This window comes from Flexithrix dorotheae DSM 6795 (genome assembly GCF_000379765.1).
GTDB lineage: Bacteria > Bacteroidota > Bacteroidia > Cytophagales > Flammeovirgaceae > Flexithrix > Flexithrix dorotheae.
Genome location: NZ_KB903491.1, coordinates 1 through 13,796 on the forward strand (window position 1 = coordinate 1; position 13,796 = coordinate 13,796).

Annotated in this window: 10 protein-coding genes and 1 pseudogene; 2 read left to right on the top strand and 9 right to left on the bottom strand. The window is 33.8% G+C overall.

Going from position 1 to position 13,796, the window contains the following annotated elements:
• Positions 1-812 precede the first annotated feature (812 nt).
• The gene (locus A3EM_RS0135385; protein ID WP_020532993.1) at positions 813-2,099 is read right to left on the bottom strand and encodes a sensor histidine kinase; all 1,287 of its coding nucleotides are present in this window, start codon (positions 2,097-2,099) and stop codon (positions 813-815) included.
• 832 nt (positions 2,100-2,931) lie between these two features.
• Here A3EM_RS0135385 and A3EM_RS0135390 point away from each other — a divergent pair.
• Entirely contained in the window at positions 2,932-4,536 is a 1,605-nt protein-coding gene (locus tag A3EM_RS0135390; RefSeq protein ID WP_083925368.1) for an ISL3 family transposase, read from the top strand.
• Here the strand turns inward: A3EM_RS0135390 and A3EM_RS46625 are convergent.
• The 4 genes from A3EM_RS46625 to A3EM_RS0135405 form a co-directional block, all read right to left on the bottom strand.
• Complete coding sequence (locus A3EM_RS46625) at positions 4,533-5,177, bottom strand: IS1634 family transposase (protein WP_052323406.1); 645 nt, start codon at positions 5,175-5,177, stop codon at positions 4,533-4,535. The two genes, A3EM_RS0135390 and A3EM_RS46625, sit on opposite strands and share 4 nt — an antisense overlap.
• The gene (locus tag A3EM_RS46630) at positions 5,131-5,610 is read right to left on the bottom strand and encodes a hypothetical protein (protein ID WP_052323407.1); all 480 of its coding nucleotides are present in this window, start codon (positions 5,608-5,610) and stop codon (positions 5,131-5,133) included. Before A3EM_RS46630 ends, A3EM_RS46625 begins: the two co-directional genes overlap by 47 nt.
• A gap of 183 nt (positions 5,611-5,793) precedes the next feature.
• Complete coding sequence (locus tag A3EM_RS0135400; RefSeq protein ID WP_020532995.1) at positions 5,794-6,072, bottom strand: hypothetical protein; 279 nt, start codon at positions 6,070-6,072, stop codon at positions 5,794-5,796.
• Between the two features lie 56 nt (positions 6,073-6,128).
• Positions 6,129-6,782 (bottom strand): AAA family ATPase, encoded by a 654-nt coding sequence (locus tag A3EM_RS0135405; RefSeq protein WP_020532996.1) that lies wholly within the window; start codon positions 6,780-6,782, stop codon positions 6,129-6,131.
• 235 nt (positions 6,783-7,017) lie between these two features.
• Between A3EM_RS0135405 and A3EM_RS0135410 the strand changes: the two genes are divergently transcribed.
• The gene (locus tag A3EM_RS0135410; RefSeq protein WP_020532997.1) at positions 7,018-7,341 is read left to right on the top strand and encodes a hypothetical protein; all 324 of its coding nucleotides are present in this window, start codon (positions 7,018-7,020) and stop codon (positions 7,339-7,341) included.
• A 269-nt stretch (positions 7,342-7,610) separates the two neighbouring features.
• Here the strand turns inward: A3EM_RS0135410 and A3EM_RS0135415 are convergent, their stop codons facing one another.
• From A3EM_RS0135415 to A3EM_RS48415, 4 genes and pseudogenes are all read right to left on the bottom strand, one after another.
• On the bottom strand, positions 7,611-11,144 hold the full coding sequence (locus A3EM_RS0135415; protein WP_020532998.1) for an RHS repeat domain-containing protein: 3,534 nt from the start codon (positions 11,142-11,144) through the stop codon (positions 7,611-7,613).
• Positions 11,145-12,087: 943 nt separating this feature from the next.
• The gene (locus A3EM_RS0135425; RefSeq protein WP_020533000.1) at positions 12,088-12,588 is read right to left on the bottom strand and encodes a hypothetical protein; all 501 of its coding nucleotides are present in this window, start codon (positions 12,586-12,588) and stop codon (positions 12,088-12,090) included.
• Positions 12,578-13,066 carry a M15 family metallopeptidase gene (locus A3EM_RS48410; RefSeq protein ID WP_281169844.1) on the bottom strand — a complete coding sequence of 163 codons (489 nt, stop codon included), beginning with the start codon at positions 13,064-13,066 and terminating at the stop codon, positions 12,578-12,580. Before A3EM_RS48410 ends, A3EM_RS0135425 begins: the two co-directional genes overlap by 11 nt.
• Positions 13,067-13,333: 267 nt before the next feature.
• Positions 13,334-13,534: pseudogene (locus A3EM_RS48415) on the bottom strand (RHS repeat-associated core domain-containing protein); the annotation flags it as partial.
• Positions 13,535-13,796 lie beyond the last annotated feature (262 nt).

Sequence of the window (13,796 nt, forward strand, 5' to 3'; positions counted from 1 at the left end):
GTGTTTTGAACTCAGAAATGAGTGGTAAAGAAAGATAATATGGCGAATTCGCTATATTTAAAACTGTGTTTCCAAATAATCATGCCTTAATACTGGTTATTTTTTGCTGCCAAAAAGACGTGAAACTGACGATATCCAAAAAAGATTGTCGTCACAGCCTAGTAAAAAGGTTAATAATTCCCGCTTTGGTCAAAGTCCTGGCACCTGGATACATCAAAAACTAACCAGTTGGTTGAATCCAGGGGTTGAAATATTATTATCTATATTTGCGCCACCATATGTTAATCAGTTTCTTATTGATCTGTTTTAGTATATAGTATTTTATCGACTGCGTGAATCGATAAATATCAGTTAAATAGACTTAGACTATGTCCTTATTTGGACATAGTCTTTTTTTGTTTGCAATAACCCTAATGAATTACGTTTGTATTTTAAGTTTTCAAAATTATTTAAAGGGTCCAGGTACTATCTGAATCCTTTTTTATTTTTTTTGAATTAGTCTTAAGTATAAGTTTCTATATGTTACTCACTTCTGTATTTATTTTACCTATTTTTCTTAAGGGTCTAGAAGGTTTCTAGGCCCTTTTTTATTTATATTACAATAAGGGTTTTATAATTCGTTAATAGTTCATCATTTCGCAATTTAAAATAATTGAGCAATTTATATCAAAAGGGGGTGGGCAAATGTCCACTTTTTTTGTTTCTTGAAATTCACATGCCAGTTTTTAGGCAAGTGTCAGGGCTAATCGAGTTCATGCAAATGGAAAAACAGTTTGGTTGATGGCTGCCTTTTTGTNAGAGGTAAAATTTCCTTAATCTCCCACAGGTATTGTAATCCTAAATTCACTTCCTTCTCCCGGAATGCTATCTACCTGAATAGTACCACCAATTTCNTCTATAATATTTTGGGAAATATATAGTCCTAGGCCAGTTCCTTTTCCCACCTCCTTTGTAGTAAAAAANGGCACAAATATCTGATCCCTTACTTCTTTTGGTATTCCTGGTCCATCGTCTTTTATAGATACAAGTACTTGATTATCCTTTTGGAGAATTTTAATGGTAATAATGCCCTCCTTATCCTGGTCAATAGCCTGAATCGCATTTAACAGGATATTCATCCAAACCTGATTAATCAGGCCTGGTGAAACTCTGAAGGTAGAAATTGGGTGATAATCTTTTACGATATGTATCCTGTTTTTTATTAAATGGGAAAGTAACGCCAAAGTATTATCAATTCCTTCCTGGATTTTATAGTTTTGGATAGTTTTCATATCCTGTTGAGCAAAGGCATTTAANCCTTTTACAATATTGCTGGTTCTCTTTATCCCAATTTCAATATTATTCAACACTTTACTTAATAATTGATAAGTATCCTCAAATTGAATTTGCTTTTCATACTGGTCAATTTCCTGAAGTTTTCTTTGGACATTTTCGCTATTTATTTTTTTATATTCTTCAATCAGCATAAATATTTTTTTTAATTGTTTTTTTAAACCTTGCACACCTGCATTGATAAAATTTACCGGATTATTNATTTCATGGGCAATTCCTGCAGTTAAAATGCTTAAAGACATCATTTTTTCTGATTGNACTAATTTGGCTTGAGTACTTTTTAATTCCTCAATAGTGGCTTCAAGTTCAAGTTGATATTCTTCTAATTGAATGGCTATTTTCTTTCGTTCGGCAACCTCTTGTTGTAATTCTTTATTANATTTTTGCAACATGGNTGGACTAGGAAGGGCTAAGGCTAAAGGAATCATTGGCCAGGCCACAACAGCTGTTACCACAGAAACTAATGCTGTAATTGCTTTAATAATCCCAGAAAAACGATACATTGGATGCCANACTACATAAATTTCTATGATATGGGTNAATCCACANAATAAGATAAAAGCACTGAACAGTATAAATATTGATTTAAACTGAGCTAAATCTTTNCTTTTACTAATAAAAAAACCTAATGCAATCGGTAAGGTAAAGTAGGCNAAAAAAATCAATCCATCAGAAATGACATGAAGCCAAAGAATTTCCGGTTTCCAGTAATAACAATGCCCGTGAGGCATAAAATTTTGAGCAAATAATTCCTTAAAAAAATCCATATTTATTATTGAATCTTACAGTCTATTAGTAACTTTTTAATTATTCTAGNAATAAAGTAATACTTGGTAAAAAAANGTTTTTTTNTTCAAAATCAAGTTAAAAATATTATTTTAGATGAGTTGATTATAGCAATAATTTTTTTTTGTTTTTATGATGGTTGTATTGCATTGACTTAGAAAAATTCAATTTTAGAGCTTATCAATAAGGACATCTCATTTATCAATCCTCCAACACTTCCATTTAAGATGGATATTATACCAAAAAGGGCTACTGCCCTTACGCTTAGTAAAATCACAGCTAATAGAAGAAACATTCTGTTTTAATAAATGTAATTATTTAACATTGCTGAGGCCAATGGATTATTATCCATCTTCTTTTTGAAGGATTGTAAAATAATTTTATTATAGAATATTAATATTGTTGGATAGCACACTTTCCATAAGTAATAAAATCGAATTCGCCAACTGGTTATTTCGGAGGGTCCGGTTCTTTGTTGCTTTTGATGGTCAAGAATCAGGAAAAATCCAAAACTCTGATATTGAGTAAATTAAAATATGCCTCAATTACCTGCTGTGCTTTATTCATTATTTAGCTTCCTCGTCAAGGGATTCTCTATTCTGTACCTAATGAATTGTTGTTTTCCTATCATTATTTCAGTTTCCCTTTCAAACCCTAATCTTAAGAACCCTTTAATTCGGGTTCTTGAATGGATAAACCGGATTAAACAGTGCCAGTAAAAACGGAGTGAACCGGTTCTTCCTCACTTTTGGTGAAGGAGGAAAAAAGTTTTAGTTTAACATAGTTATCATAAACAGTTAAACCACTGAACCTATGTTTGTTAAAGAACTACTTCCGGAAATACCTCATACTACTATTAATCAATATGCTATAAGAAATGGTTGTCTGAAAGTTCAATTAAAACGTATTAATCACTATGGTATTTGCCCTTGTTGTGGTGCAGTATCTAACAAATGTCATAGTCAATATATTAGAAGGGTTCACGACTTACCAAGTGGTGGTTACCGGGTCCTGATTGAAATTACAGTCAAAAAATTTTTCTGTGCTGAAGCTTCCTGTATATGCAAGGTTTTTTGTGATAGATTGGGAAACGAAATTGCAGTTTATGCTCGAAAAAGTAATCGTATGCGAAAGCAATTATTAGCACTTTCTTGTTGTTTGGGAGGCAACCCAGCTTCCAGATTAAGCTTTTGTTTTCATATTCCGGCAAGTCCTTCCACTATGCTAAGGATTTTGAAGCAACAACCTCTACCTGTTTTTGATACTCCAACCGTATTAGGAGTTGATGACTGGGCTCTGAAAAAGGGAGAAGAATATGGGACTATTTTGGTGGATATAAAGCAGCATCAGGTCATTGATCTTTTGCCTGATCGTGAAGCCACAACCTTACAACACTGGCTTGAAGACCACCCAGGAGTGAAGATCATTACCCGTGATCGTGCCAGTGCTTACGCTGATGCCGCAAAAATGGGTGCTCCGAAAGCTATTCAGATGGCGGATCGCTGGCATCTGCTAAAGAATATCAGAGAAGTACTCAAGAAAATATTAGAAAAACAAGGTTCAGTATTAAGACAAGCCGCCTATTTATTATCAGAAATAGAAGAACAGGAATTAAAAGCAGAAAACCATTCGGTTAACTTTTCAGAAAGTAGTTCAACACAAGTTAAAAATGAACCTGCAGATAAATACGCATTACTCTTTGAGGAGGTGCAACAATTAAAAGCAGAGGGATTATCCAATAGAGGGATTGCCAGAAGGCTTTCTATCAGTAGAAATACGGTTAACAGTTGGGTAAAACAAAAGAGTTACTTTAGACCTCATAAGTTGGTCTTATCAGCCACTGAAAAAAGGTGGGGATATGAGTTAAGACAAGAATGGGATAAAGGAAATAATTCAGCAAAGCAATTATGGAAACATATTCAAGACCAAGGATTTTCTGGTTCTCTATCAGCAGTTTATAGGGTAATAAAGAAATTTCCCCAACAAAAAATTCCTCTTCCCAAGCCGGCCATAACCAATTGGACGAATCGTAAAGTCAGTACACTTTTATTTTCTCACAGGGATTCACTCAATGAAAAAGAGCAAGCATATTTAAAGGTTCTATGCTCATTGGAGCCAAAATTGGAAAAAGCGAGACAATTATCTATTCAATTTAGGAATATGTTTACCAATAAAAAGCCTGAGAAATTAGAACAATGGATTATCATGGCCATTAACAGTGGTATGGTAGAATTAAAAAACTTCGCAACTAAACTAAACCAGGACTTTGATGCTGTGGAAGCTGGTATCAAAATGGAATGGAGCAATGGCCCTGTAGAAGGGCAGGTAAACCGATTAAAAAACATCAAAAGACAAATGTATGGTCGTGCTGGTTTTGATTTACTCAAAAAAAGAGTAGTGAATTCAACCTACAGTTAGCTTTTTTCACCAAAAGTAAGGAAGAACCGGACCCTCCGAAATAGCCATTTGATCTTCTTCTTGAGTTTGGCCAGCCCTTTAGCTCTATTATGTCTATCCTTCTTAGCTCTTTTCTCCGAATAGGTAATAAGGAGCCGTAAACCGTCTGCTTTTTTAATTAAGTACTCACTGTGATTGCTATAATCAAAGTCAAGTATTTTTCTTTTGATGGACTGTGCTTCGCTTTTAATGCGTGCCCCTAAAATAAATTCATAACCTTTATCGCACAGCTGCTTTATGTTTTCATTGCTCAGAAGGCCGGAATCGGCCACCACAACAAGTTTTGTCAAGTTGTAGCGCTGCTTAAACAGGTCTATGACAGGCAACATGGTATAACCTTCAAACTTATTTCCCTCGAATATCTCGTATGCCATAGGGTAGCCCTCCACACTCACCAACAGGCCCAGGACAATTTGGGGGTTTTGATGTTTTCCTTCTTTTGAAAAACCAGTTTTCCTGAGCTCATCTTCATGATCAGTTTCAAAGTAAAGCGTTGTTACATCGTAGAATACAACGCTAATGTTGTTGTCGAGTATTTTTAGAGAATGTTGATAGCTAATATCCTGTACAAGCGCTTTTTGTGTATGATGTAACTTGTCCAAATACCGGTAAACTTGTTGTACATCTATCTCCTATCTCCAGAAACTGGTATTTGGATAATAAATCTGTTGTTTTAAGCTTACTTGCCGGAAAACACAAACGGGCAATAACAAGTTGCTTGAAAAGCTCATCTGTTATAAGATTAAAGCCAATTTCGTTAAAAATATTTCCTAATAGCAAGCTGACCCCCTTGACAGTCACCTTTTCAATGTTATCTAATATATTTTCAGTTAACTCTCTTTCATCAGAAAAGTCAATTTCTTGCTGACCAATATGGTTTTTTATCCAAAGTCTGCCTTGTTCCACTAAACTTTCAATTGTAGCTGGTTCAGCACTACTACCGATTGTTTTTATCATTCTATATTTACCACTACTCTTGTCAATAACCTGGACACTAATAAGCCCACTTTTGTTTTTCTTCTTTCGAACAAACATGGGGTGAAATTACAAAAAACACGCTGGGACACCCAAATAAGCACTATAAAAAATTATATGCCATTGATATTGTGAGAGTTATGAATTTAAGCCTTCTGAAGTGTCGAAGTCAGGAAAAAGACAAGATATTTAAATTCAAGTTCATTGTCTTTTTTTTTTGCTCATTAGCTAGAATTACCTCACCTACTTGTATAGCTTCTTATCACGCTCAAGCTTTTCCATGACCGCCTCGATGATCCAGCCATGTCTTTTAGGGCGCTCCTTCTTTGGAATCTTGGGCAATAACTCATCAATCTCTCTAATCACACTTTGCCACATGCGCACATTGACCACCTTTAATTCATCATCATCATTTTCTCGGTTTTTCTGGATGGATGAGCCGCCCTTATCGATCATTTTTTCCAGCTTTTCTATATCCCTCTCTTTCTTTTCACCCGCCGCTTTTCTTTTGCTTATGGCCATATCTGATATATTTTTTCGTATTATATTTGATACCTGATTTGGTATTAAAATTTATATTAAACTCTAGCCTCTACTCGTCCTGTAATGGCTTTGAACAGCGTATTAAGCTCATCAATAGCTTTGGGGTCTTTGGGCTTATATTCTAAAACAGACAGCCCGGAGGTGGCCGCATGAGAAAACGCCTTTCTATTCCCCAGCTGAGCCTCAACATATTGAATAGTTTCACTCTCTCCTAAAAGTCCGGCCACGTCCTGATTATCCGTGCCCTGGTGATCAGCCTTATTGATGAAGGCATAGCTCTTAAGCTCTGTGTTGACCACTGACATCTCATTGATCAACTCTTCAACCTTCTCCAATGTCCAGATGTCAAATGAGCGCGACACGAAGGGAACCAGATATATATCAGATACCCCAATGGCTGCTCTTTGGCTTTTGGTATCCCTGCCCCCGGTATCAATCACAATATCATCATACTTACTGGTCATTTTATTGACTTCAGTTGCTACAGCCTTTTCATAGAGCTGCACAAATGTATAGCCGGTATCGCCTAATGTTTCCTGGCGCCAATTGTTAAAATCAGTGGCCGTCTCTTGATCATCCGCATCAACCAAAAGAACGTCCCTACCCTTGGAGGCCAGCAATATTGTAAGATTGGTTGCAACCGTTGTTTTACCGCTGCCGCCTTTAATCCCTCCTATCGTATATACCATTTTTAATACTATTTTTTATACAAAGCCTAATACCTGTTTTGGTATCAAAACAGGTGGATGTAAAATAACTAAATTTCCCGGTATTTCCCAAATATCCTTATGCCAATGTGTTAAATCGCAAAATCATAATGGTATTAATTTTGGTATGTTTTTTAATATGAAAAAAAATATTAAATTTAATACCAAATTTAGTATTAAAATTTGTATTACATATTTTTCAAAACCCTGATTACCAATGGCTTATTTTTCAATAAAGAACCCATTTATCATTGGTAAGCAAACCAATGATTCCCAAAGCTACTTTCAGCAAGCAAAAGATGAGTTTGAACCTAAAACTTATGCGCAGCGTAATCGTTTGAGCTTCATTATCTGCCAATCAGTAAGTGCTATATATCATGTGATGAGTGTTCTGCTTGGCATGGCAACAGTGTATTTAATTTCCAGTGTGGGCAGCGGGATTTATTATGCTCCGCCTGATGATGCCATGATCTATATGGGCTTTTCGGCATATAGCCCCAAAATTTCCAATAACTTTATGTTAACTAAAAACCCATCCTAGCTGTCAATTAGGGGGTATTTATAAAAACTAGCTGTTAAAAATTATATGTTTAAATATAGTTCCCAATTTATTGAAATGATACTATTTTATCCTAAAAGAACCTCAATTTTGTTTAGTTAAGACAAAATATTACTTAACATAATTCAAATGGAAATTTTGGGGGAAATTGCGAGAAATCCCAATTACTGGTTTTTGTGAAAAGCATCTAAAAAAACCTGAATCACTTTTAATCAAAGTAATCCAGGCTTAAATAAAAGATTGGAATTTTTTTACTGTCTATAATGGTATTCTTGTTTTTGAATGATGTTGTCTTCAAAATCTTTGATATACTTTAACCTACCTAATTCATCATATACATAAGTACTTTTCCTTCCATTTGGGTCTTTGGTAGCAGTAAGCCCTTTTAAAGGATCATATTGGAAGGTGTAAATCATAGATTCCGGTAAATTATCCCTCAAATTATCTTCCTGGGAAACACTTAGACCACCCGATTCAAAATCTGGAATACTTCCTCCTAAAGCAGCTTCTACCTGAGCAACAGTGGCATTTTCAATTTTTGCGATTGGATATTGATTTTTATATCCCCACAAGTAAGTAATATACATACCGTCTTCCCGCTGTACCTGTTTCAGGTTACTTGTATTTTCATCATAAATATAATTTATAATTATTTTTCCAGCATCCTTCCCATTTGGAAATACCTCATCCATTTGTTTAGCAATAGTTGTATTACCTAACTGCTTAAAAGTAGTTTGTTTTTTAAAGGTAACATTTCCATTTTGCCTCGTAAATTGTTGTACCGGCACATTATGTATATGTTTATCCGCTAATTTATCGGCATTGAATGTAGTTCCTAAATCCAGAGGATATTTCATTTCTTCTTCTAAAACATCACCATTATCAAGGTATTTTTTAGTAGCGATTCTTTGGTAGTGTTTTGGTCCATCAGGTTCGAACTTATATTCTGTAATAGTTTCGAAATAACCGGTTGAACTTTTCTGATCATAGATCCTTTCTGTAGTAGAAAGCAACTGAACCCATTCAGATTTCATTGCAGGATAAATGAAATTTGTTATGTCACAGGGACTTGTTAAAATAGCACCAGGTGAAAGTGTTTTAGGAGTGACCAAAGGTTTTATCGCATAATAATATAAAATATTAGCATTATGTGGCTGATTATACGTATTTGTGATTTCTTTGACAATATCTCCCTGACTATTAAAATCAATTTGTTTTACCAATAATCCATTTCTATTCGAAGATAAATTAGGAAGTCCTGGAGGTCGGTAGTAATTGTAATTGAATATTTCATCAGGTTGATTTTCATATTGGAATGATGTTTTTCCATATAACCCCTTCGTATCATTGGCGCCTTTAAGGTACTTTACCGTTACCTGATCGTATCCAACGATACTTCCTCCAGCTGTTCCATTTAAAGGAACATTGCTATCAGAAGTTCTAATATAATTAGAACAAATTACATAATTATCCACAAATAATCCTCCTCCTCCTCCATTATTAAAAAGTGATGGTGGTGGTCTATTATCAATTTTATACGAATACTCATAATGACCATAAATTGGTTTTGCCATTCTTTTCCCAAAAGAATATTCCTCTGAAATTCCATTTCCATCTTTATCTTCTTCATAATGATATTCAAATGCCCTAATCTTATCATTATCTGAAGTAATACCATCATGATCAATTATCCTTTTTATACGAAGTCCCCCTGCAATACTGAATTGGGATTCATCGACAATTCCTGCACTATTTTCTTTACCCTCTATAGCATCCCAAGTATATGTAGCTCTTAAATCTTGTATTCCAGTTACCTCTCCATCTGCAAAAGCTTTCCAGGTATATACTCCAGGAGGTAATAAATACTCATTGTCATACTCACAATATTGCTCTGTTGAGGTACAATTCACATCTCCAAAAAGATCAACATGGCTTATTCTTCCTCCTATTTCATTATATAATTCAAAATAAACTTTTTCGGAACCTACTCCTTTTGCATCTTCATATTTAGTACTAAACCTAAAACCACCCTTTACCTTTACTCGAATTGCACTAGAGCCATGAAAATAACCATTTGAAATATCTAATGTCTTCTCTATAATTTCACCTTTTTGGTTAACAACATCATATGTAAACAATTCATTTTTTTCTTCAATATTCGGTAAAAAACCTAATAAGGCACCATTGTTCTCCTGAGATTTTTTCCAGTCATAGGTATGGTTTTCATATTCAAAACTGGTGCTTCCTTTTGTAGGATAAATTATTTTTTTTAAAGAAAATATATTGGATACACGAGGATTAGGTTCACGTTTTGCACCTGGAAACTTTGCAAGATAACTATTAACTGTCCCCTCAATGAATCGATCTGGAAGAAGCATATCTGTATAAGCAGGAATCAGTTGACTATTTCCTGTTTCTCCATTATAATAACCCCAATAATCTCTTGCAAATGAGTTTTTTGCTGGTATATCAACCTGGTTTTCAGGTTCATAATATTCAAATTCATGAGCACCTTTTGTTAAAGAACCAGACTTTTCAACTAATTTATCTAACTTTAATCTATTTGAAAAATACTTATCCTCAAGTGAAGAGGCCGGCCAATTATTTCTATTAGGAGCACTTCCATAAAAATAATCATAGGAAAAATCAAATTCTTTTATTGGAGTTTCTTCTAAATTCCCTAATGCATTTTTTTTATAAATAAGAATTTTTTCTAGTTTTTTATCTCCAAAAACATCATCTCTATCACCAGTAACAAATTGGACCTGGCCATTTTTAAAATCTATGCTCTCTAAAGTAACCTTCTTATATTCTCTTTTTTCCTTAGAAAAAACCTGCATACCACTAGTTTGACAATTACCAGTATCATTTATCCTTTCTTGTCTTGATCCAATGGTAATTATGGGATTAGCATTATTGGTTACATAATTAAATGTTACAGATTCTCCTGAAGTTGGGGAAGTAATCTTTGTAAGGTACCAGGCTGTTTTAATAAATGGTGCACCAGTATAACCATCCTCTGGAGTGTCTTCATACTGATCAAATTCATATAGAAAGCCATCTGCTGTTTGAATCTCCCATTTGGAAGCATCATCACCTATTGGATTGATAGTGACTTTATCCTGGCTAGTGAGGTATACTTTTTTATCTCTTCCTAAAATAAATTTTCCTGTGGCTCCTCCAACATTAAAAGAAAATTGGTCCGGCTCAAAATCATAATTTGATATGTTACCTGCTTCAATATAAGGAGAAAAATCTATAATTGGTATGGTGGGTTCATTTGGTAATGCAGCTCTATTAAAAAATTTTAATGAACACCCAAATTGTGAATATTCTTCTGGAATGATTTGAGGCTTTCCATCATCCTTTAACCCATATACCGGTATTTCTGGAATATTTGTGTTAAAATAAGTTAGATTATCTTTAAAATCATCTTTGCCCATAACGGTTCGGGAGATGACTCCTCCGGCATTTAGTGCCCAGCCTAATCCTACCCAACTGGCTTCTTCATTTACCTTTATTCCCGAAGCATGGTAGCTTAAGTCTATGGGAACAGTGATATCTTTTACCTGAATGGTATAGATAGGTATGGAAATATTAGGTAATCCGTTGTATGTATTTACTGGAATATCTGCATACTTTACAAATGCTGCTGCCTCTGGTGAAGGAGGGATAATCTCTGGTAATTCCTGTCCTACAGTACTTCCTATACCTATTAGACTACTGATGCACAGATTAAATATCCACCGGTTAAATTTACCCAGGTATTGATATTTGTTGTTCATATTTTAATATATTTTGTAACTGGTTATTTTTAATAATTTCCTGTTCCAAAAGCTTAAATTATTCAAGTTTGGAATAACGGACATGTACACCTACTTTCATCTTAAAAAAAAAGAGAAAATAAGTTCTACTTAAGACTAATCCTTATTTTAGTTATCCCTATCCTAATCAAGGGTATAAATAATGTAAGGTTCGTTAACCTGATTTTAACAAACAAACTGGTATATTTTTGAAATAGGTAAAATATGATGGGTTGAAGGTTTGGAACTTCATAAATTAGCTAGTTTAGTTTGTACAGTTATTCTTAAAAACCAAGGAGGTTTTAAGAATTTTATTTTTTGTTCAGAGAAAGGTGATGAACAATGTGAAGATAATTTTGCTAGTTATTGAAAACTTATAATTGACTGTTTTCAATTACTAAACGCAGCAAATGTTATTCCTAATTTGTATATAATAGTACATAAATAATGTAATTAACATATATTTACATACATAATTTTATTTGTTTTGTGTTTTTGAAATTTATCACATATGTAAGGTTTTTAAGGTCTGGTTATTTTTATCCCTCTTATCTCTTTTTAATGCATCTATGCTATCTATTGTTTTTTTTTACTTTTCCACTCCTCGAATTTTAATTAAAAAACTCTAATTATTATTATTTTATTACATATTTGGAGGAAGTGTGTGCAGATATTTATGAAATTATTTTGTATCACAAACCATTTTTTTATTTAAACTGTTTCGTTTTTTATAATTAAAAATCCTATCCATAGGAAGGCTCTTCGAACCGATCATGAACACCTTATTTCTTGCACCTGCCTCTTACGCTTCTGGCTCTTTTAACCCTCTGAATTTTAAAAGAATGCTGCAAATCTCCTTCGAATTAACTTTGAAAACCAATCAACGCTATCGCTGAAGACTTGCCTATAAAGGAAAATCTATTAACTACTTTTTTTCATTTAAAAGCAATAAATATTTATCTACATCCTGATTTATTTGGTGAGTAATCTTATTTAGACTTAAGCTATCTATTAGTTTTCCTTCCTGATTTATTTCTTCAACTATTCTGTTATATAAGGTTACAGAGACAATAGATGAATCTATTATTCTATGATTACTTTCATAAAAAGGCACATCATAGTATCTAATAACATGAACATATTTTACCAATTTTCCTTTTTCAAAAGAAAAATTTTTGGAAACATTACCCATAGTTCCAAACAAATCAACATTGATTTTAAATACTTCACTGTTTTTTAAAACAAAATTAATGTTTCCTCCTTCTGAAGATTCACCAAAAAGTTCCATACTTTTTATTCTTACAGAATCACTTGGATTTCCATTAATAATTGTTGATTCTCTATGCTGGTTTTTTCCAACATTATCCTTACAATTATATAATATAATTGATAAAATGATAAATATAATACTACTTCTAATTTCCATTTTGTAATTCTTCTAAAGTTTGTCCGGTATCAAAATGTGGTAAATCTACAAAATTTGTCCAATTCCCTCCCCAAGAAGCTCCTGCTCTAACTCCTATTTCACCTATATTATTCCATTCTGTTGAATTCCAATCCGCTGTACCATTAACTATTGGAACTACATCAATAGCTACACCATAATTATGTAAACTTTGCCCTCCTCTTGCATTTGTAACTATTTGTGCATTAGGCTGCGCTGTAACATGATTTAATCCAACATTGTTTAATTGAGTCTGTGTTCTTCCTTGAGCATAAAGATTATTTTGTTCCTCATTAGTTCTCAATGCCTGGGTTATTCTTAATTGAATACCGTGTCTATCATTGGCTCTTAATATAATTTCCTTTGCTGTATTTTGAAACTCGGCATTTAGAGTCTCTATTCTTGTATCTGTTGCTGTATCCCAAGTATCAATATCACTAATATTTTCAGTGGTTATCATAGGAAGTCCTTCTGAATTGGTAGAATAAGTTGTTCTTTGTCCATTTTGGTAAGTAAACCCTTTTGCAATAGAGCCCTCTGCAGGTGTGAATCCTGTTGGAGAAACTAATGAAGAAGAACTATTTGCTGGAATACCATTATAGGAATACGATCCACTTATTTGATAAGAAACTATATTATCATAATCATCTGCTTCAACAGTTTGACCATCTCCATTTACAGGTACCCACTCTAGACCTTCTAGTTCATTGCCATCAATAACTCTATTTTCTGCAAAATTGTACGGTCCATTATAAACATATTCCTCTACCAATGGATCAATATTAAAAAACCTACCAATAGAAGGATCATGATTACGCCATTTAAAGGATATCCATCCTAATTCAAACTCATCTTGTTTCTCTTGTCCTTGAAACTGAAATTTGTGATCGGGAGTTCCTTTTTTCTCTATTCCGGCCAGGTTCATACCGAAGGGAGAATAGTCATCAAGCTACTTTCACCCTGATTTTGCCCTCCATTTGAGTGCTTTCAAAGAACTTTTCCTGCTTTAAAACTAGGACTTTTTTTCTTCAATTGATAAAAAAAATTCCTTTGTTTCAATTGAAAAAAAAAAGGAAAGTCCTGTTGTTTAAATTTCAGTTGATGGTGGGGGTCAGCTTGCTCCGGTGGGTATGGGAATCGGCTCAGCACCATATCCCCCAACCCAACCGTTTTTACAAAACTGCCTTTGT

What these genes read in the sequence shown, in the direction of transcription:
- A3EM_RS0135415 (WP_020532998.1), bottom strand. Translation starts at nt 11,144, where the DNA reads ATGAACAACAAATATCAATACCTGGGTAAATTTAACCGGTGGATATTT.
- A3EM_RS0135400 (WP_020532995.1), bottom strand. Translation starts at nt 6,072, where the DNA reads ATGGCCATAAGCAAAAGAAAAGCGGCGGGTGAAAAGAAAGAGAGGGAT.
- A3EM_RS0135425 (WP_020533000.1), bottom strand. Translation starts at nt 12,588, where the DNA reads ATGGAAATTAGAAGTAGTATTATATTTATCATTTTATCAATTATATTA.
- A3EM_RS0135390 (WP_083925368.1), top strand. Translation starts at nt 2,932, where the DNA reads ATGTTTGTTAAAGAACTACTTCCGGAAATACCTCATACTACTATTAAT.
- A3EM_RS46630 (WP_052323407.1), bottom strand. Translation starts at nt 5,610, where the DNA reads ATGTTTGTTCGAAAGAAGAAAAACAAAAGTGGGCTTATTAGTGTCCAG.
- A3EM_RS0135410 (WP_020532997.1), top strand. Translation starts at nt 7,018, where the DNA reads ATGGCTTATTTTTCAATAAAGAACCCATTTATCATTGGTAAGCAAACC.
- A3EM_RS0135405 (WP_020532996.1), bottom strand. Translation starts at nt 6,782, where the DNA reads ATGGTATATACGATAGGAGGGATTAAAGGCGGCAGCGGTAAAACAACG.
- A3EM_RS48410 (WP_281169844.1), bottom strand. Translation starts at nt 13,066, where the DNA reads ATGATAACCACTGAAAATATTAGTGATATTGATACTTGGGATACAGCA.